The following is a 21,333-nucleotide window of genomic DNA, read 5'->3' as shown; positions in this document are numbered from 1 at the left end:
TAGTCAGGACATTCCAAAACCAATCATTATAAGGGTTATCTACCCTCATTTCACCTAAAATCGCCTCACGTTCCACATCAATAGACTGCTGGTCGAACCTGATATCATGCGACCAATCCCGTAAAACCAGTAACCCGGAATCAAGAACCGATTTATCACCAGATGGTATTCTGGTAAAATAAAATGTATGAAGATTTCTAGTGCCAGCATGGACATATAGACCTTTTGTATTGAAATAGGCCGGTAAATCGGGGAAGTTCTTTGTGCTTTTATACCCCATATGTTCTATCAGGTGCGCATATTCAAGTTGGTCCTTATCTTCGTGGTAAGTTCCTCCCTTTACCACCAGATGGAGGTCAATGGTATTGGTTAGGGAGTCACTTTTTTGAAGGTAATAGGTAAAACCGTTTTCCAGTTTACCATACCTTACAGAAGGGTCAAGACCTAAAAGCTCACTGTCAGGTGTCTTAGGTTTTTGTTGACAAATAGCAGTATTAAACCCTAAAAATAAAAACACCAAAAGATAATATCCCCTGTCCTTTATTAATTTCAAGTTCTTAATAACCATCATTTTGGGTAAGATTTGGATTTTTCATTCGGTCCATTTCTGGAATAGGATAAAGTATATCGGTGTCTTCCCAAGAATCGGATAAATGTCCTAGAACCGAGGAAGCCCTGTTGGTACGTTTTAAATCCAACCAACGATGTCCCCATTCTGAAAAAAGCTCTCTTTTTCTTTCTTCCAGGATTAATGAGATTAAATTTTCCTGGTTTATTTCTAGGTCTGATCCTGAAATAGACTCCAGATTTGAACGAGTTCTTATCTTGTCCAGATCGTTGATTGCTCCGGAAAAATATCCTGTTTGAGCTCTTGCCTCCGCCCTGATAAGAAATTGTTCTGCCAGTCTTAAGACCATGGAATATTCAGTGATATTACTAATACTCGACCCGTCCTTATACTTATATGGAAAATGGAAGCTGCGAGTAGCATTAGTATAAAAACCTATCCAACTAGTAAGTCTTTTATCTTCTGAATTGAAGGAATTAACAAATTCATCACTGATTTTGAAGGAAGAAAAAGAACTACCCACATAAGCCAATCCTTCATTGGTACTAGTTAGAATATTTCCTCTACCAACAGGTGAAATTTGCCAAATGGCTTCTTTACTCTCTGGCAGAAAAATCTCATCAAGGTTTTCAAGAAGCTCATATTTGGATGACTCCGCTATAACCTGACTACTTAAGAATTCGGCCTGCTCCCAGTTACCCAGGTAGAGATAAACCCTTGCCAGCATTGCTGTCACTACAAATTTATCGGCCCTGGTTCGCGTTTCTGATGTAGTATTTTCTAAAAGTTCTATGGAGGCTTGCAGGTCATCAATTATCAATTCATAGATTTGCTCCTGCCCTTCTCTGGCTATCAACGAATTTTGTTCATAATCAGTGGAAAGGATAAGGGGAACATCTCCATATAAGTTCACTAAGTAGAAGTAAGTAAACGCCCTAATGAATCGGGCCTCTCCTTCCAACTGTTTACTGATTTCCTCGGAAACTCCTTCAGACTGGCTTAAACCTTCCAAAAGGGCATTTGTCATATAAATAATATTAAAGGTACTGGACCAGAGATAAAAGTTAAATTCACTGTCAGGTGAAATTTCATTTTGATTAAATTCGGCATAACTTACACTATTAGGGTTAACAGGCTCAAGTACATCTGAAGAAAGCCCTCCTAAAACGCTTACTGAATAATTCCATCCACCGGAAAAATCAGCGTTTAATAATTCATTATAAATGCCGGTCATGGTACTTATGGCGGTTTCATCTTCTTCAAAAACTGTTGCACTTACTATTTTGTGCTTCGGGGTATCAACTTCTAAATAATCCTCACAAGAGGTATTAATAAGAATAACCAGCAAAATAAAAAGTTGTTTAAAATATGTATTTCGTAACATTGTCGTGATTTTTAAAAATTAATTTGCAAGCCTCCGGTAATCGTTCGTAAAGAAGGCAATGTTTCCACTCCTGGATTTTCAGGGTTTATTCCTTCATAATCGGTTATTGTTATAAGGTTTTGGGCATTTAGGAAAAACCTAAAACCATCTAGTTTCCAATTCTGGAGTATCTTCTCCGTAAGGTCATAACTAAATCCCAGGGTTTTAAGACGCAGAAATGAAGCGTCCGAAATGAAATGTTCACTCGTTGAGGCAAAAAAATAGGAGTTGAATGCCGTAAAATTTTGAGAAGCCTGTTGCAGTGTGCCATTTTCTATACCCGAAATAACATTTTGAGGTTGGTTGGAAACATTGCCCGGTGGCGCGAAATAGCCTTTATACCCGTTTTGCTTTACGAATTGCCATAAGAATTGCAAAGAAAAATTTTTGTAAGATAAATTATTGGAAATTCCGCCGTAGTACTGCCGACCTAGCTCTTCAATAACAGTCCGGTCTTCATAACTAAAATTACCATCCCCGTTAATATCCTGCACCTGATAAAGACCTGTTTCGGGATCGATTCCGTTATAATTATAAAGCAAAGCTATGCTTAAAGGGTAGCCAACCCTGTAAACGTTTTGGTAAGAAGTCTGAGAGATATTATCGAACTCAACCAGCTTGGTTTCTGGTAGTGTGAAGTTAAATGATGTTCGCCAACTGAAATCCTTTGTGCTTATATTTAAAGAAGAAAATTCTACTTCCCAACCTGTATTCTGCACCATTGCCGGAAGATTAGCCTGAATGCTGGAGAATCCTGTGGTTGAAGGAAGAGGAAATCCAACCAATTGATTGGAAGATCTGTTACGGTACCAACTTACACCCAGATTGATTCTATCTTCCAAAAACCCAAGTTGAAGAGAAGCTTCCAGTTTCTTATTTTCCTCCCAGGAAAAATTAGGATTGGTTAGTTGGGTAGGATAAAGCCCACCTGGCCCCGGTGTGGCTTCATATGCATCCAGGTAACCATAATCTGGTATTTGGTCACTTCCAGTAGTTCCATAGCTTCCACGAAGTTTTCCAAAACTTAAAAAACTAATATGATCTCTGAATATCGGTTCTTCCGAAAATATCCAGGCTGCTCCCAGAGCGCCGAAATTAGCAAAACGTTTGTTAGGTCCGAAACGAGAGGATCCATCCCTTCTACCTGTTAGGTTAAGAAAATATTTTTGATCCCAATTGTACGCAAGTCTGGCAAACAAAGCAGTATACTTATACCTAATATTTAGATATTCATTTACATCTACCGCTTCTGCGGCTTCAAGGTTTCCAATTAAGGACTCTGAAACATAACCTTCCCCGGAAATCCTTAAATTATCATTTTCACTTTCCTGGAAGGTCATGCCTATTAATGCATCTAAATTCCCTCTACCGATGTGTACACTGTAAGTTAATTGCGGCTCAATTATCCAGGACTTTCTCTTATTAATTCTCTCTGATGAAAGATGTTCACGACGATCCCGAATATCAGGTCTATAAGATTCCTTTTTAGTAATTGATTTCTGATTCCGGTAAAGATTTGTATACCCTGCATTGGTTTTAAAAGTTAAGCCATTGAGAAATTCATAAGAAATACTCAGGCTACTAATGAGGTTGTTCACCTGGTTTATACTCGAGTTTTGTAAATTTGATAGTGGATTATCCCAGGTGAGATCTGCCCAGTTTAAGCTCCCATCATCGTTATAAAGCTGTGGAGCATTTGGAGGCAAACTAAGTGCCTCTGAAATATAACTATCGGAACCAAATAAATTATTATTATCTACCCCATAATTCATAGAAAGATTCAAATTCAATTTTTCATCTTTTGACTTGTGATTAAGGCTTAGCCCGCCAGTGACCTTATGATATTTAAAATCTCCCGGGAACACAGTACCCTCCTCATGGTAGGACCCTCCAATACGAAACGATGTAGTTTCATTCCCCCCGGATACTGCAAGGTTCAAATCGGTAATGGCTGCTGTTCCTCCTAATAATTCTTCCTGCCAATCGGTATAACGATCATTGTCCCATAGTAACAAGTCATAGGCATTGGTCTGGTCTGGCACCACTCCATCGTTTTCAAAAGCTTGATTTCTTAGTTGTAAATACTGGGGAGTATTTAAAAGTTTAATTTTATTAGAAACTTCACCAACACCCGAATATAGACGTGCCTCCACCTGAGTTTTTTGTTCAAATGATTTTCCTGTTTTAGTTGAAATGAGTACAACCCCGTTTGCTCCACGTGAGCCGTAGATTGCTGTGGCATCAGCATCTTTTAGCACTTCAATACTTTCTATATTTGATAAATTAAGGGTGTTTAAAGGGTCAATACCCGTTCCCCCACTTAAGTCTGATCCAACTAGTGGACTGGAATTAACAGGTACTCCATCTATGATATATAATGGAAGATTTCCATTATTGCTACTGCCGGTGCGCAAACTGTTTTGACCGCGAATCCTTATAGTGGGAGCGTTACCGGAAATACCGCTGCGCTGTTCTATTTCTACCCCAGCCATTCTGCCCTGCAAGGCCTCTAGAGGATTAATAATAGGTTGCCTTTCAATTTCCTCCCCAGATACCTTCGCTATATTCCCCGTTCGTTCCCGCTCTGTTGTATTATAATACCCGGCGTTTATTTTCACTTCTCCAAGAGAAGCGATATCCTCTTCCAGTTGGATGTTAATTTCACTTCTGCCATCAATGGTAACTTCAAAAGTTTTAAAACCCATATAAGAAAAGACCAAAGTACCATTGGCTGGAGCAGTGATTTCGTACTCCCCATCCAGGTTTGTAACTACTCCCCTTGTGGAATTTTTAACCGTGATGGTAACTCCAGGTATAGAAAGCCCGTTTTGATCGCTAACTATCCCTGAGATCAACTGTTGTTGAAAGAAAGCGGTATTGCTAGTTGCTGCTGTTGCAGCCTTAGACAGAAAGAATAGTATCCCTCCAAGAATAATTAGCGCCACCCATTTTAGGCGCGAGTAATTATTTTTCATAATTTCGTGTGGTATTTAAATGAAACATTGTTTTATTTAAGCTTAGGCTTTCCCCACCAGACGGCAATCTTAGGGGAAAGCTGTAGGCTTAACGCCTGTATTAAGGCCAATTCAAATTTCTTTTCATAAACAATTTCTTTTTTTGCTAAACTTAACGGCCCTATCCGTTAACACCTATTGACCCAAATCAAATTTTCCCAAAAACCCCACTACTTTATTCTCCCATTAGGGGCTAGGGGGCTTCCCGCCCAACGCTGTTATCAATAATAGGGCATCAAGAAACAGCAACCCACGGGATTATTTAAAAGATTTTCCTGATCCCGCAATCAGGAATTAGTGAATACAGTAGTAGTTACTGCCGGCCACTTTGGCCTATAATGATGTAGGGCAAAAGAAAGCGAGACTTATTCTTATAAATTGTAGAAGATTACTTTGAAAATTAAGAAGAGAAACGACGCCGTTAGAACTAAAAAATAGGCGTGGAACTCAGCTTATTGCCCTCAAGGTACTGGTATACCATCCACGCAAATAAGTGAGCCCACGCCGTTAAAGCGTGAGCATCTACACTTATCATCTCGCGTGTTTAAAAATTACCAGTTTTTGAGGACGAGATTCAAAGCGAATGCTTCTAATATTTTAATTAAGAAGAATCGCTAAATTACATTTATTCAGTAATTATTTATCAAATATAAATAAAATATCTTAACGGTATGATATATCATACCATTTTTTCTTCAGATTAATGAGAATTTAGCCAAGACTGGTAAAAAAATTAAGGATTGACTGAAAAGGAAAAGATAGGAAAGCAGGTGTTGAAGCTCAGAGAAAGACTTCCAAGTAAAGAATACGATAAGGAAAAAATTTCACAGCAGGAACTTGCGGATACAAATTTTGGATTAACGAAACATTTAATCGGTACGGTGGAGAGAGGTGATGCAAATCCTACATTAGAAAAAATGATGCTTCTCGCCAAGGCTTTAAAGGTGAGAAAAATCCAACTTTACGAAATCGAAATTGATGTCAATAAGTTCATTGATGAAATCAATTCAGAGAATAATTGAAGGTTTTTTGAGAAGAACGAACAATTCTTGTATACCAGTAATAAAGCTTAAAAGAAATTAATAAAATTCATTGTCTTTAAAATTTGAATAAAGATTTAACTTTTCCCCGCTTATAAAACTTACTTTATTTACAATTTTATTGCTCTTGGGGTTATACTCCACTTTTACAAAGAATTTGTCTAAGGCATACAAGGAGAACCTTGTAGTTGGTTCGAGCCTATAGCTTATAAAATCACCTTCATTAAAAAGTATACGATATTGCACTTGTTCTGGCAATAATTTAAATTCATAAAGTGTCATAACTTTTAAATTAGGGGAAAAACCACCTGGTAGCTTAAGAATACTTTCTATATTTTTCCAGTAAACTGATTACAAGTGTTTAAATTAATAATTTTTCTTCTCTTCCCCGTAATTATCCATGGCCAAACTTTTAAAAGTTCGGCAACAGCACATATCATAGAATCCTATGAGATTGAATTTATGGAAAGAACAATAGAAATTAGTGAGAATGAAATTATAATTATTTCCCAGGGGAAGAAATATAAGGATATTCAAACACTAAATGTAGTTGAAATAGAAGAGAAGGAATTTGGAAAATTCGGTGTTTGTTCCTGGTATTATTGTAACACTAAGGATATACCTGGATCTGAAAAACTTATTATTCTTCCAATGCAAGAAAACCCTAAACAATTAAGCATTTTTGAACCTTCTAAGGACGGAGCAAGTACTAAGGAATTTAAAATAATGTTGGATTAGGGATATTTTACGTTTTATGGAAAAACCATTATTTTTAATTACATTTTTATTAAATTCACGTTTATATTCTATAATATTTATTTTAAATTTTATAATTTATGTAATATAACGAGTTGATATTAATTTTATAGATATTACCATTCTACATTAAATTCTCAGAATCCTTTCACTAACTAAACCATAAAAAATGAAAAATCTAACTAATTTTCTTTCGCTTTTTTTTCTTCTTTTAATTTTTCAATCCTGTATTACTTATAATTTACCTGATGGCGAATTAAAAGGAAAAGAGGTTTGTGGCTATAATAAATGTAAACCAGGATATATTGGTACTGTATTTCATTATGACGATAATCCATATTCACCAGATATAAGCGATGAATCTGATTCTAAGAGTATTGCATATTCCGTCTTAGGCCATACTTTACCATTATCTGATAAAACTGGAGGGGAAATTGGAACTTGTTCCTACAATGCAAAAACTCCATTTAGCAAAACCGACATTACGAATATTCGCTACTCAAATGGACACAATTTAGAATATGAGCGGTCAGAAAAACTTGAATTAGATGTTCAAGCCGCAGTCGAAGCTGATATGAATAAATTAAAAAACTTAATAACTGACCAATCTCTGCTTAACGATTTAGAAGGAAAAATTACTGCCGCTTATAATAATGTCAATGATAAAGAATTAAAAATCAGTGCAAAATATTCCGAGTGGGGATTAAAAAATAATGCAATCGATAGATTTAGAAAAAATGTTGATTTTGAGGATTGTAAAAAGTATATGAAAGAACAAAATCATAGATTAATAACTGCAATTGGTTTGGTTTATTACGAAATTGAATATAGTCAAAATAGTTTATCTAAAATCGCTTCTGAGGTTCAGGCAGAATTAGAGCAGGAAGGTGTTAATTTTAACTTCGGCGCAAACTTCAAAAGAGAAGTTAGTAAAAATCTAACAGCCACCACTCCCGGAGGCTATCAAGTATTAGTTTTAAGGCAAGCTACAGCTGAAAAACTTTCTCTATAAAAAATCTAATGGAAAAAAACTACAGCCAATAACTATGCGCTAGTGTGGCCGGAATGGCCAAACAATGAACGCACCGTTGACTAAACCAGTTTTTGCTGGTAAAATATCGGAATTGATCTGTTCTTAAAAGGTAATATTTTGTGGGTAGGCCATCTAAAACTCTATGTAAGGTTTCGGTTTTGATTATTTTAGTTTTTCAACCAGTATCCAAGTGCGACCTCATGCCGTAAAAGTAGTAAGGGTTCCCAGTTTTCCTTTCTTGCCAACCGGACAAAGCTGGTGTTGTAATTGCTTACGCTTCTTGAGTTGTACCTGCCCAAGGCTTTAACGCAGCTGGGTAAGGGTGATTTTTTTTATAGTCGGATCGAACAAAGTCTTTGGAAAGTATGTGAAGTGCGAAACGCCTGATGAACTCTCCATCCTATAAATGTAATAAATATTTCCTTCCCCCGTGGCGATAGTCCTTTAAAGCAAATGTAACGCTTTCATTATCCAGGTTTTTATCCGGCGATTACTGATGGCAATCTTGTGGGGATAGCGGCCAAAGAATTCCACCACCTGTGCGGGACCTAAAAATGAGCGTTTGCAATTAACTACCCAGTTGTGTTTGAATAGCCTTTCATAATATTCTGTATTATGTAGGAAGTTATAATATTCCTGCTAACATCATTTAAAGTTTAAAATACTGACTCTGTATTAAATTCTACTTATCGATTGTTTGTAAAGTACTTGTTATAAATATCTCTACCCATCCTGCCGTACTGACTAGATTTATATTCAGAAAAATCAAATGAATTCAGATGCTTTAATTTATTTTTATAGTAGGCGTAGTCAGTTTTATGATTATTCTCAATTATTTGTCGTAAACAAATTATAAAACCATTAATTGCCGTAGTGGTAAGAACTTTATTCTTTTCTTCTTTGCTACGCGTCCATTTATTTGAACTAAGATTATCTTTAGCTGCAGCAATGAAATCGTTAACTTGGCTAGTACAAAATTCTAAATATGCTTCAAGTAGCTTCTCATCACTCTCATCTTTAATTTCAAGTTTTTGTGGATGGCTCCAAATTTTGTAAAGACTGTCATCACCTCCTAATTTAATTAGTGGTTTTAAACCATAGCTAACTATAGAGGTAGTTTTTATTTTTTTCTTATCATAAAAGTGTCTTTCAAAATTATCTTCTAAAGGTCCATTATTATTTAATTTATTAATTAAAGCCTTGGCAATAGACTCTGAAGAAAATGGTTTTAAAATTAAACCAATAGCTTGCTTAATATCTGATTTTGCGTTTGATTGATTGGAATTAATCTCTAAAAAAAGATTTGCTTCAAATTTCGTTTTATCCTGATCTAAAATAGTATCTGGATAAATGATACCCGTTACTAATAAATTCTGCTTTTCCCTTAATTTTCCAATTTTTTCATCATACAAACCACCCTCATGATAGGAAAATACTCGATGCTGACCATCAATTAAGCCAATAACGTTATACCGTTTAGGTATTTGTATTGTTACGGGTTCCGTTTTGGTTAAGGTATTCGGATTTAATGTATTTCCATTCTTATTTAATAGCTTTGTATCGCTGGGTAGCGTTACTATAATATTATTAATAAAGACTCGCTCCTTTGAATTCAAATATTTTCTAATATTATTAATTTTACCCTTAGATATCATTCTTTGATAAACTCCTGCTTGATCCTTCCATCCATCTCTTCTCAATACATAAGAACGATGTAAAAGAGACAAGGGATCTATATAAAATGATATAACTTTGTAACCATAGTCAAAATTGCTATATGAATGCGGTAAAATTGATCCCTGATAATCTTCACTCCCATTACTGGAATTGATAGAATCTTTTCCAACCTCATTATTACTTAATCCTAAAAAACTAAAGATTTCGAACCTTGCAGATTTCTTAACTGCTTCAGCTACATTTTTGAAATATTTTACTAATGGATAGTCAAAATAGGATATAGTACTAATTTGTTCTTTATATTTTGGGCTCACTGAATTTTTGGAGCAATATAGAATCCTGATCTGACATTGTATTGGATCATAATATTGATCTCTTGTCTCTTTAAATTTGGAAAATTTGTTTTCAAAAAATTCAATAAAAGATGCCGAGTTACTTAATATCTCATCATAAATCAATTTTTTAGGCTTCAAATGATCCCTTATTTTAGAGGATTTGGTTGTAGTGTATTCTAAGAAAAGTATTACGTTTTGATAGACGAAAACATCATCAAAATCTGAAGTATGACCATTAAATGTAAATTCCTTATCACTTACAGATAAAACTTTTGTGAAGCCAGCATTTCGAAATACTGCTCTGACATCCTTTCGGTGATTTCGTTTTTCTAATTCTTCAGGACTTACTTTTTTCCTTCTTTTAGTTTTTTTGGCCATATATTAATCATTTACGCATAGTCACTTTCGTTCAAATCCACTTGAATGGAACTTATAATAACGTTATTTTTACCGCTTCTGTTAAGCTCTTCAATTTTTATTTTTTTGACAAATCTATGTGTTGCCTTAAAGTCATATATGTAAAGATCCTTTTTCTCGTTTGTTAGAATCTCAATAAAGGAGGTGACTTTATGAGTGTATAAATATGTTGGAGCTATTCCAAATTTAGAGAATGGAGCTTTTTTAGTCCAATCTTCAACCTTTTTAGCTATTTCATTTTTCCTTGACCTATCCTCTAATAAGAATAAATATTTGACTTTTAAATATTTTCTATCACCATTAGATAGGGTATAGGTCCGTTTAACATAGATTTTTAAAACATTCTTGAATCCTTCTGTTTGTAATTTTTTATACAATAGCCTGGCATACTTTAGCGCTCGCAAATCATTAACTAATTTCTCAAATTTAGCCTGGCCAATTCTATTCTTTTTGCTTATACAATACTTTGAACTTTTCTCCTCATTTGTTTCCTTAATATAGTTATGAAACATATCTATATACTCCTGATTTAATTCAAAACCAATATATCTACGTTTCATATTTAAAGCTTTAGAAAGTACTGATCCAGAACCTGAAAAACAATCTAAGACTACATCATCTTCTTTAGTAGTCAGCTTGAGCATTTGTTCTATCATCTCTTCAGGTAGAGGGCAGAAATGTCGTATATATCCATTACCCCAAGATCCCTGAGTAGGAATATCAAAATTCCAAATTGCATCTGGTGTTTTTCCCTTAGGATTATATCTCTCAGGATATTTTACCCACCATTTTTTTAAGGTTTCAAAATCCCGAACTTCATCTATATAAAAATTAAAGTCATCACTTTTAGAGAAAACTAAAATATATTCAAAAAGATTTCTCATTTGACCTTTATGTGCCCAAGGTACTGTACGGTCCTTCCCCCAGATAATAACTTCTTTTAGCTTCCATCCAACTTCTCTTAATTTATGTGAGAAATCAAAGGGAAGTGGTACAACCTCACCTTCGCGTCGATAGGCATCAATTATAACCCATAAAGTACCACTCTCCTTAGTTACATTAAAAACTTTTTGAAAGACTATTTTGAGGTCATCTAGATATGCTTCATAATCTTGCCCATAACCAATCTGGTTATCCGATCCATAATCTTTTAAATCAAAATAAGGCGGTGAGGTTATTGTAACATCAACAATTTTATTTTTGATTATCTTGTCAATATTTCTTGCATCCTCATGATGTACTTTGAAGATATCTTCCATTATATCTTAAGTAGAAAATTTAATTTTTGCGGCATAACCTGCAAAATAACAGTATGTATTGAAATTATTGGTATAATTTCAATTAAAGTTATTAACGAATGAAATAGAAGCTTTAATACGTACAGTATATAGTTTAATTTTTCGTGATGGAATATATATACAAAGTATTAAATTAACTAAAACCAATAATTTTTTATTAAAAACAAAAGATAATTGGTTATGAGCCTAATATAATAACTAAAATTTAATAAACTTCATTTTGGAAGTTCTAAGTATGGAGATAAAAAAATTAACAGAAAAAGTATGTCATTAAAAATAGCAAACCAAAAAATTAAAGAAGCAAGACGGACTAAATCAACATATTTAAACTTGAGTGGTTTAGGATTATCGAAATTACCACAGGATATTTCAGACATGACCTATCTTCTTGACTTGGATTTAAGCTATAATAACCTCACCAATTTCCCAGAATCAATTTGCTATTTATATAACCTTAGGACATTAGATTTAAGCTATAATAATTTAATTGATTTCTATTTGCTCTCTGGAAAAACTTATTGTTTAAAAGAAATAGACATTTCAAACAACAATCTGAATTTTGTCCCTCAAGAACTTCTGGAATTAGATTTTAATCCAATTATACGATTTGAGAACAATTTTTTCACAGAAAACCTACCTCCCGAGATTATCTTTCATGAAGATCTTTCATACATCGCATTCTATCTAGAATCTTTAGAAAAGAAATTAATTACACCACGATTATTCGAAACTAAAATTATAATTGTTGGTAAAGGAGAGGTGGGTAAAACTACTTTACTTAAAACATTAAATGATGAAAAATTTAAGTTTAAACTGGGTAAAGAAAACTCTACTCATGGCATTGATATTCAATCTTCAGGTTTTCAAGTAATTTTTCCTGCTAAAAAACCTTATTATAATAGATTTGAAGATTTTGAAAACTTACTTTTATATGATAACGATTATGATCATGATGAAAACTACAGCCAGGTAATAGATCAGTATGATCCTCTAAGTGAATTAAATTTTGACGAAGAACTGCAATTAGATCTTAGGGTGCAAGACCAACCATTCGACTTTTTCTACCACAATCTATTTTTTCAAAAAGAAGTAAAATTAAATTTCTGGGACTTCGGAGGCCAGGAAATCCTTTATTCTACACATCAATTTTTTTTAACCCAGCGATCTGTCTACTTATTTGTTTGGGAACCAAGATCAGATACTGAATCAGAGAATTTTGATTACTGGTTAAATACTATTGAAAAACTAGGTGAGAATTCACCCATAATTGTGGTGATGAATAAAGCAGATATACGCTTGAAACAAATAGATGAAAAGGCCTATTCAAACAAATTTAAGAATATAGTAAGCTTTCATCAGGTTTCCTGTTTAACTAGAAAAGGAATTGATCATTTAAAAGAAAAAATTGCTGAAGAAGTTCGAAGGTTACCTCATATAGGAGACCTTCTACCCGGAACTTGGAATAAGACACGTAGGAAATTAAAAAAATTAGATTCAAATTATATAACATACAGTGATTTCAAATCGATCTGTAACTATAAAGAAAATAAAGAGGTTAATTTCATTAGTTCATATTTGAATGATCTTGGCGACATTATCCATTTCCCATCGGATATTCGTTTGAGGGACATTGTTATAATTAATCCAGAATGGCTTACCCACGCTATTTACGAATTAATTCATTCCTTAGATATACAACGTAATTTCGGAAGGTTTAAAATGGAAAAGCTTGAAGAGCTTCTGGACGAAAGCATATATCCTAGAGATAAGCATTTAGATATTATTGCCTTTATGGAAAAGTTCGAAATCTGCTTTAAAATTATCGGTTCAGCGAACGAATTTATTATTCCAGCTCTACTTCCTGCTCAATCAAATACAAAAGGATTCGAAGATGATTATTCAGTTAAGGAGGCTTCGAAGATTGAAATTAGATACTCTTTTCTTCCTAGTGGAATCATTGAAAGGTTGATCTGCAGAATGAACAGTTATATTGATAAAGATAATTTCTGGAAATTCGGCGTTGTATTCAAACATCAGCATGCTTATGCCACAGTACAACTACAATCGCTTGATAAAAAATTGACTTTCAATGTTACCGAAAATATAGGGATGGAATTATTTCATATCATTCAGCATAACTTGGATGAAATCCATAATTCTCTAAACCTAAATGATAGTGATTTTCAAAAATATTTTGGATGCAATTGTACAGATTGTTCAACAAGCGAAAATCCATATATGTTTGAAAAGGAAACCTTGAAGCGTTTCCTTCTTAAAGGAAAAAATTCTATCGATTGCCAAAAAAGCACTGAATCCATTAATATCAAAAGTATTTTAGCAGGATTCAAAATAAAACCTACATCATTTTCATTACTAAGATCTTTTATAGATGCAGCCTCCATATTGCAAACAAGGATTTCTACCATACAGAAAGCAGATGAAAACCAAAGAAATCTATATTTGCTGGATCTATGGCGACCATCTCTTATGAAATACAATTACATTCCCAAGGAACAGGCTCAAAGAGGACTGTCGGCTACCGGGAAAAATTCAGGAGAACTGGACATCGTTATTGAAGATGATATTGGAACGATCAAAACAATTTTTGAAGGATTCAATTTACCCTCTATTAACAGGGCTGTAATAGAGGCACACATTAACAAATTAGTTGATAATTATGATCGAAACGGTTTAAAAGAAAAATTTATAGGTATCTATTCAGAGTCAAACGATTTTAAATCATTAAGTCAAAAGTATTTTAAACAACTCGAAAATTCAGAGAAATTAAAGCAAATAGAAGATATTTCGGAAAATTACGGTATAGGAGAAGAGTTAAAAATTTTCAAGAGTGAATTAAATAAATATGTAAACCCTACATTTTTATACCACGTTTTAATTAATCTTAAAAATTAAAAAGATAGCTCAGATTTTAATATCAAGCAGAACTATTCACTCTTTAATAATTCCTAATTCACCCAAAATATCTCTTTTAAATTTACTAAAAGGCCTATTAATATAATCTTCTTTACTGAGGTATGTTCCAAATGCCAGCCGGTATAATTCCTCGTCCGAAATTTTTAATCCATGCAGTACCTGTGATCCAAGATTTGCCAGATATTTATCTGAGAAAGTCTGCCTGATCTTTAACAAATCGTAAAGCTCTTGAGTATAACCGTTATAAATTTTAATCATTTTTAGATCTTCGAAGGATTTTCCAATTTTACCATCCGGCTCTTCCTGATTTAAGATGATCTCCAGACCATCAGCAGATCTGTTATTATATCTATAGGAAAAGTGAAAATCATCCAACAGATCATCTTCATAAGGGTGCTGCTGCACCCCATACTCAAAATGAATCGTATTTTTTAATTTTTGGTTACACGTCCCGCAGGATGGAATCAGGTTAAAAAAAGAAAGTCTTAGTAATGGGTTAGTACCCTTATCTAAAAAATGATCAAAATCTGGGCGTATTAGATTTTCCCCCTTTTCTCTTATAGTCACTGCATAATTAAGATTACAGTATACACAGGATCTTATATTTATTTCTTCTGCCAGGTGGTAAGCGCAATATTTTTCTTTCCGTTTTATAATAAAATCATCATAATCTAGAACGTCAATAATAGCATCCTTAAGTCCGGGGATCGCATCAATATCATTCTTTAACTCTTCATTTAAAGGATATATGACAGAAGGCAGCCCAACAAGTATATCATCAAGTTTTGGTGTAAGATTATCGTCGAAATAGTCTTTTAATTCTCCCTCAGGTAAATCTTCAATTTTAGAAATCACCCTGGGTTTTATTTTTTTTAAAAAATTATATTTTGCTTTCTGAATTTTAGACGAATGTGGATCTACATATAACATTAGCTTCTATTTTTTAATGTAGGCAAGTTCAGCCTGTAATTCCTGTATTTGCCGATGAAGAATCTTTTCCCTAACGTTACCGTTTACTTTTTTATCATACATTTCGGCCAGTTTTTTCTGGACTATTGGTTCATCTATTAGTTGAATTATTTTTTTGCAATATTCAGCATCTACATATTCCGGTAATTTTTTCTTACCATTTATCCAGTCCACCACTTCCTTAATTCTACGTTTTGCCAGCTCTCCAACGAATCCATCATTAAAAAAGAAACTATTGGCGAGTATATCATAAACATTCGCCCCAAAAGTTTTTAAATCCAGTTTGCTTGATTCATCACCCATTGGTAAAACATTACTTCTGATGATATCTGAGAGCAGGAATGGAGAGTGCGTTATAAAGCAAAAGTTAATACCTTCAATCCTGGACAAGTCGATTTTGCTAAGGTAATCTAAAAGAAACTGAATAAACCTTCGTTGAAGATCGGGATGGAAATATAACTCTGCTTCATCCATCATTACCAGTATATTCCCATATCGATAAAATCCTGTTTCATCCTGAACTGAATCAAGATTATTCAAATGGTAAGCTACTGTACTAGCTATACTTATTAACTGGCTCTCTCCGGAACTTATTTTAGCGAAATCGGATCCATCCTCCAGTAGAATTTTGCAATTGAATATTGGCGGCGGTATCAATAAAATAGTTTGTACATCCTGATCCTTAGATTTTATTCTATTGATCTCGGCTGACAAATCTTCAAGTGCAATCTTATCTCCCGTTACAAAAGCATCAATGTGACCATATTTCAGGTAATTAATAGTTTGCTTCAATTTAAATACCATGTGACTTTGATCTGCCTTAATTTTTTTCAATAATCCTCGTACATCTTCTAAGGTTAAATTACCTGATTTCTTCTGTGGAAGATGAGTGTGATATTTTGAATATGTATGACAAACAGAAAACAATTTTTTCACAAAATATTTCTCGGCAAGTACTTTATATTTCAATTCATGCTGAGTTTCCAATTGAAATACCGAGTATAACTCCCTAATTATTTCATTCCTGGTTCTACGCTCAATAGTTGTATAATTTAGTTCCTCCCCTTTTTTAGGGTCCCCTTTTTTTTCATTTTCAGAAATTATTAAGTGCGTTGCTTTTTTATGACCGTAGATTGTTCTGAGAGTTTCCTCCGCCCCTTCCTCTACAGGTTCTAAAATGTTAGCTAACATTCTTGCATTCAACAAGGACTCCTCCCTATTCACATTAATATTACCTTCTGTTCTCATAGGATTAATAACCACCGGGGATTGGTAGCCATCATTCTTATGGGATAAGGGTGTAATCCAGTCCAGTTTATACTTCTTGGAGTTTAACCCGTAATGGGAATAATTGACTGCGATGGTATAAAAAAAGCGATTGAGGTGAAAATCATCTAGGTTTTTCTTTTCTGGATTCTGGAAGCCCCCCTCAACATGACTGTAACTGTATATACTAATCTTTTCTCCATTAACAGTTAGTTTATAAAGAGTATCTGTTCTAAAAAAGAGCTCAATATGTAAATCTTCAATAAATTGATTACTTATTAATCCTTTAGCAATGGACAGGTTATAAATTGACATATAAAGTAGTTCTGTAAGACTGCTCTTGCCTACACCATTTTTACCCACCATGGCAGAAATATTAATAATAGGGCCATCTTTGATATTATATATATTTTCATACCTGTTGTCATAAACCACTTTTTTATCTTCATTTGAAAACTGGTAGTGATTATAGAATATATATAAATGATCTTCCAAAAGAACCTTCTTTAAACTACTTGGCATTTCTTTAAGGGGTCGAATTCCAATAAACTTAAATGATTGTAAGTCCTGAGAATTTTCATATTTAAAATTTTCAATAAAGAATTCTTGAAAAGCTTTGGAGTTAGTCGAAAAATGAATTCTTTCGAGCTTACGCTCATAAGCTAATTCTGTTATCTCTCTAAAAAGTCCTGGCTTCCCTTGTACAATTAAATCATTATACTCTTCTACGTTATCGGGAAGTGAATCTATTTTATTTAATTTCTTAAGAAATTGAACAGTGTTCTTATCAAGTGGTAAATAACTATCTGAATCAATCCAAAATAAAAACTGTGTTAACGATACCACATCTACCCCATACCAATTCTTAACATCATTAAAGGTAGAGGCTCTTAGACTTTTGCTAGAATTTTCAAATATTCCTCTAAAAAGCTCCCATATCTCTCTTTGATCTTTATGTGTTCTAGGGGAGATTAATTTAATAGATAATGGAGCAGGACAACCTTTGAAATCAATATTTTTGAATTCTTGAAAGTCGGTTTTATCTTCAAGAATACTAAAGAGAATATTTATTCTCTGTAGTCTTGTTTCATCTTTCATTCTACTCCCATTAAAACTTGCAAAAACTTGAATGGGATCAAAGGACTTAAAACTTTCACTATATAAATTAGATATCCAAGGATTCAACTCCTTAAAACGAGCATTTTTAGTAAGTATTTTGAATAGTTCAAAACCCACACCCTGTGAATTTGCATTCGCAAAATCGAAAAGTAAAGTTGCTAAACGTTTATAAATAATGTGCCATTGAACATCAGTTTCATTATGCATCATAGTTTATTCGAATAGGTTGAAGTTAAAAACTGGAATTATGATTTGTAAGAAAGTTTAAATTCATTAATTATAAAAGGATAAGGAATTTCATATAAAATTAAAAGAGGAAAATCAATTGAATAGATTTTAAGTGCATTTTTTTTCCTCACTCAATTCTATGTTGAGATTCAGTTTTCTTTATGAAGAAATAAGTTACTATTAATTATTTTCCCAAGAAGGAAGACTATTAAAAAAATTTTTCTAGAATATGAAGATATTCGGTAGTCTTATCAAATTTATGATTCCTGTTTTCCGTTTTGTCGGCTTTGAATCTTTGGTAACTTTTTGAAGCAAGTTGGTAATGCCCATATTTTTGCATAATTTTTTCAATATTTTTTTGAGGCATAAGTCCCTCATTATTATAACTTAAAAAAATATACCTGAAATTGGACTTTTTAATTAAATCTTCAAAAGCCTTTTCTACTTTAACTTTACTGCAGTAATCTGATTTAATATATTCTCTTAAACCTGTCTTCCCTTTGGGAATAAAATTATCATACCGAGCAATGGTGTTTAATAAGTGATAATTAGCTCCATACTGTCTCGCATTATAAGGGGGATCCAGATAGAGTATATCTCCTTCAATATGAGAAATTAGATTATTACTGTCTTCATTATAAACCTCGTGTTCGTTGCCATTTAATTGGAAATTAGCCGGAAGTAGAACCATTTCTTTCTGGGCAGACTTTTTTAATTTTTTCAGGTAGGCCCCATAAACAGAAGCAGTATTAGCAACTTTATCTGCACTTTCTAGCAAACTGGCTAATAAGAAAAAATATGTTGATTCATCAATTTGCTCTTTATTCCTCCAGGTTTCTATCTGCATCCTAATTGCATCAATTTTCTTTCCGTTTATATCAGAAAAATACTGTCGTTCTGCCTTATCACCTGAACAATAGTTTTTATAAATAAAGCCTTCCAGTGGTTCAATTTCATTTAATTCTTTAAGCAAGTCACTGTGTCCAGATATTGACAAATGATTACCTATATAGTTACGGTTAAGTACATAACTATAATACTCCAAATCATTACTAATCACTTTTTTTACAAGAGGTTTGAAATTTCGACCCACTATTCCAGTACCCGCAAATAAATCACAGAAAGTAAAACCGGAAAGGTCTGTACCCACTACATCCTGAACATTTTCCACGATAAAGGGAATTAATTTATTTTTAGAGCCGATGTAGTTCATTAGAGATTATTTTGAAGAATGCAAATATATAATTTATTAGTACGGCAATGCATAAGAATACTATCTAAGGATCTTTGTAAGACATTTTAATTTATTTGTAAGAAATGTATAATGCACGTATACTTGATCTTATTTAGAAACTCATTTGAGTAAACTTTTTTCAATGAATAATGAAACTTTCGGAATTACATTTCAATATGCTATTTGCAAAGAATACAACTTATCAAACCAAATAGCTCCTAAAAGAATTTCTGAGGATATTCTATTAAAAATAGAAGAATCGGGGATTATTAAAGAGCTTTTTAAAAAAGCTACACCGGTTGAATTTCTTACTTATTCAAAGAAATACACTTCCGAATTTGTAAAAAAATGCCCGCATAATTTTCTACTGTCAGATGGACAAACATTCTCCATTAGAACTTTCGGGAAGAAGAATAAAAAGTTTGCTCCAAAAGTAGTAGGGCAAGCTGGAGATATCACATTTAACCATTTTTTTGGTGATCTCGCAGGCGAAACAATAGATAGAGAAAATTTTAAGGCATTCTGTTTATCAAAAGTGCACGAAATTCTTCCTATTCTTATTGATTATGCCCTAATTAGTGATGAAACAGCCTGGATATACGTAGATGGGAACGAAAATCTGACCTTTAAAATGATTCCCCGGGAGGATTTACCAGAGCTGACTTTTGAAAGAAAAGATTTCTCCTTTACGAAGGATACAGTCGCTGCCTGGAATGAAACGACTACTGCGAAGTACAAGGGTAAAACCATTATTGAGTTTCAACTGCATTCTAACAGAAGTGGTTATAAAATTAGGCTAGATCGAGAGAATTTCCCATCTCTGTTGATGGTGGAAAAGATTTTAAATAATGCCGTTATTGGCGATTCCGCAGAATTGGCGATTTGTGAAAATTTTCTATTGGATCCTGGAGTTGACAATGATAGACTTAAGAATAATTCCAATTCAGTAGTGGTCAGATTATTCAAAAAACACTATAAAACAAATGAAGAAAAATTCTTTCCTTATAAGCCAGTGAAGTATGGTGGAACAGCTGCCAGAGTAAGAGGGGGTAATAGCAAAAGTGGTATCGATTTTATTCTTGAAGCCGGAAAATCTCTTTCCTTGAAAACCAATAAAAATAAAAATGCAAAAGTTTGCCCACCAGAAGTAGGCCAGCCCTCCCCTAAAACCTTTGATTATTATTTCTCTGCAAAAGGGTGGTACGAAGGTAATATGGATGGTATTAAGTTTAGGGAGATCGTGCTGGATAGGGTGATACTAGCAGATTTATTATCGGAGTATTTGAAACATTTGAATGAATGTGATTATTTATTATGGTCAGTTTACAATGAAGGAAGTAATATCAATTCACAATTAGTTGAGAAAAAGTTTTTCAAAGACTGGTATTTCTCACCTAAAGAACTAGAGTATTCTAACAATTTTCAAGACAAGAATAGTGTTACTATCCGTTATGGCAAAATTAGTCTTGGTGAATTTCAGATTCATTCTGCTCGAAATTCGTTAAAGTTTAGATTTCATTTTGGAAACTTAGTTTCTATAATAGACCCGGAAAGAAAGTAAAACAAAAAGAAATTCACAGAACCTTAATTAAAATCGGTTCTGTTTGGCAAGCTTGTAGTTTCTTTTATTCAACATAATCCCGTAAACTTTGAAAGTTTCAAAATTCCGGCCTTTAGATCCTTAGTACTTTAAATTGTAAAATGTAGGAAACTTACAACATTTTGGTTTAAGACGTCCTTTTTGGGAACGGCACGTAAATTTTAATTTCTTCCATAAGTCTCTCTAGGTTGTCATATATGTAGCCAAGATCCTCATGGTCGTATAAATATTCTTCAATATCTAAATCCCAAAAGTAATCACGAAGGATCACTATCTTTCTTAAAAATGGTATTTTTGATCCACCGTCAAGCTGTTCAAGCAAAATTAATTGACGGTGTAGTTCAAGTAAATTATCGATTATCTCTTTACTGAATTCCTCTTGAACCGGCATCTCTTGAATTGATTCTATATTTTTCATAACC

14 protein-coding genes and 2 pseudogenes are annotated in these 21,333 nt (G+C 33.4%); 5 read left to right on the top strand and 11 right to left on the bottom strand.

The features are described 5' to 3' along the window. Window positions 1-4 precede the first annotated feature (4 nt). The 3 genes and pseudogenes from B5X53_RS19590 to B5X53_RS04460 all read right to left on the bottom strand — a co-directional run. Window positions 5-568: pseudogene (locus B5X53_RS19590) on the bottom strand (M16 family metallopeptidase); the annotation flags it as partial. After that, window positions 558-1,952 carry a RagB/SusD family nutrient uptake outer membrane protein gene (locus tag B5X53_RS04465; RefSeq protein WP_079712034.1) on the bottom strand — a complete coding sequence of 465 codons (1,395 nt, stop codon included), beginning with the start codon at window positions 1,950-1,952 and terminating at the stop codon, window positions 558-560. The pseudogene B5X53_RS19590 and the gene B5X53_RS04465, both read right to left, overlap by 11 nt. An 11-nt stretch (window positions 1,953-1,963) precedes the next feature. Further along, window positions 1,964-4,966, bottom strand: a complete 3,003-nt coding sequence (locus tag B5X53_RS04460; RefSeq protein ID WP_079712033.1) for a SusC/RagA family TonB-linked outer membrane protein — start codon at window positions 4,964-4,966, stop codon at window positions 1,964-1,966. Window positions 4,967-5,745: 779 nt separating this feature from the next. Between B5X53_RS04460 and B5X53_RS04455 the strand changes: the two genes are divergently transcribed. Then, on the top strand, window positions 5,746-6,027 hold the full coding sequence (locus B5X53_RS04455; protein WP_079712032.1) for a helix-turn-helix domain-containing protein: 282 nt from the start codon (window positions 5,746-5,748) through the stop codon (window positions 6,025-6,027). 57 nt (window positions 6,028-6,084) lie between these two features. On the opposite strand, the gene B5X53_RS04450 is transcribed toward B5X53_RS04455, so the two are convergent. Beyond that, complete coding sequence (locus B5X53_RS04450; RefSeq protein WP_079712031.1) at window positions 6,085-6,327, bottom strand: hypothetical protein; 243 nt, start codon at window positions 6,325-6,327, stop codon at window positions 6,085-6,087. Window positions 6,328-6,402: 75 nt separating this feature from the next. Between B5X53_RS04450 and B5X53_RS04445 the strand changes: the two genes are divergently transcribed. Both B5X53_RS04445 and B5X53_RS04440 read left to right on the top strand, forming a co-directional pair. Further along, window positions 6,403-6,783 carry a hypothetical protein gene (locus B5X53_RS04445; protein ID WP_079712030.1) on the top strand — a complete coding sequence of 127 codons (381 nt, stop codon included), beginning with the start codon at window positions 6,403-6,405 and terminating at the stop codon, window positions 6,781-6,783. 187 nt (window positions 6,784-6,970) lie between these two features. Continuing rightward, window positions 6,971-7,813 carry a hypothetical protein gene (locus B5X53_RS04440; RefSeq protein ID WP_079712029.1) on the top strand — a complete coding sequence of 281 codons (843 nt, stop codon included), beginning with the start codon at window positions 6,971-6,973 and terminating at the stop codon, window positions 7,811-7,813. A gap of 465 nt (window positions 7,814-8,278) precedes the next feature. Here B5X53_RS04440 and B5X53_RS19585 read toward each other — a convergent pair. The 3 genes and pseudogenes from B5X53_RS19585 to B5X53_RS04425 all read right to left on the bottom strand — a co-directional run. After that, window positions 8,279-8,440 (bottom strand): annotated as a pseudogene (locus B5X53_RS19585) (transposase); the annotation flags it as partial. 80 nt (window positions 8,441-8,520) lie between these two features. Then, window positions 8,521-10,224: a DGQHR domain-containing protein gene (locus tag B5X53_RS04430; RefSeq protein WP_079712027.1), complete on the bottom strand. Its 1,704-nt coding sequence runs from the start codon at window positions 10,222-10,224 to the stop codon at window positions 8,521-8,523. 11 nt (window positions 10,225-10,235) lie between these two features. Continuing rightward, the gene (locus B5X53_RS04425) at window positions 10,236-11,522 is read right to left on the bottom strand and encodes a DNA-methyltransferase (protein ID WP_079712026.1); all 1,287 of its coding nucleotides are present in this window, start codon (window positions 11,520-11,522) and stop codon (window positions 10,236-10,238) included. Window positions 11,523-11,825: 303 nt separating this feature from the next. Here B5X53_RS04425 and B5X53_RS04420 point away from each other — a divergent pair, with 303 nt between their 5' ends. Continuing rightward, on the top strand, window positions 11,826-14,474 hold the full coding sequence (locus tag B5X53_RS04420; protein WP_079712025.1) for a COR domain-containing protein: 2,649 nt from the start codon (window positions 11,826-11,828) through the stop codon (window positions 14,472-14,474). Window positions 14,475-14,510: 36 nt separating this feature from the next. On the opposite strand, the gene B5X53_RS04415 is transcribed toward B5X53_RS04420, so the two are convergent. From B5X53_RS04415 to B5X53_RS04405, 3 genes are all read right to left on the bottom strand, one after another. Beyond that, on the bottom strand, window positions 14,511-15,425 hold the full coding sequence (locus tag B5X53_RS04415; RefSeq protein ID WP_079712024.1) for a hypothetical protein: 915 nt from the start codon (window positions 15,423-15,425) through the stop codon (window positions 14,511-14,513). A 6-nt stretch (window positions 15,426-15,431) separates the two neighbouring features. Beyond that, window positions 15,432-18,059 carry an AAA family ATPase gene (locus B5X53_RS04410; protein WP_079712023.1) on the bottom strand — a complete coding sequence of 876 codons (2,628 nt, stop codon included), beginning with the start codon at window positions 18,057-18,059 and terminating at the stop codon, window positions 15,432-15,434. A gap of 226 nt (window positions 18,060-18,285) precedes the next feature. Then, window positions 18,286-19,290 (bottom strand): DNA adenine methylase, encoded by a 1,005-nt coding sequence (locus B5X53_RS04405; protein WP_079712022.1) that lies wholly within the window; start codon window positions 19,288-19,290, stop codon window positions 18,286-18,288. 163 nt (window positions 19,291-19,453) lie between these two features. Between B5X53_RS04405 and B5X53_RS04400 the strand changes: the two genes are divergently transcribed. Continuing rightward, window positions 19,454-20,872, top strand: a complete 1,419-nt coding sequence (locus tag B5X53_RS04400) for a hypothetical protein (RefSeq protein WP_079712021.1) — start codon at window positions 19,454-19,456, stop codon at window positions 20,870-20,872. A gap of 166 nt (window positions 20,873-21,038) precedes the next feature. On the opposite strand, the gene B5X53_RS04395 is transcribed toward B5X53_RS04400, so the two are convergent. Further along, window positions 21,039-21,329 carry a hypothetical protein gene (locus B5X53_RS04395; RefSeq protein ID WP_079712020.1) on the bottom strand — a complete coding sequence of 97 codons (291 nt, stop codon included), beginning with the start codon at window positions 21,327-21,329 and terminating at the stop codon, window positions 21,039-21,041. Window positions 21,330-21,333: the final 4 nt, after the last annotated feature.

Origin of the sequence: Salegentibacter salinarum (assembly GCF_900168115.1) — a bacterium.
Lineage (GTDB): Bacteria > Bacteroidota > Bacteroidia > Flavobacteriales > Flavobacteriaceae > Salegentibacter > Salegentibacter salinarum.
Note: the sequence above shows the minus strand (reverse complement) of the source record. Positions and strands in the feature narration are given on the sequence as shown.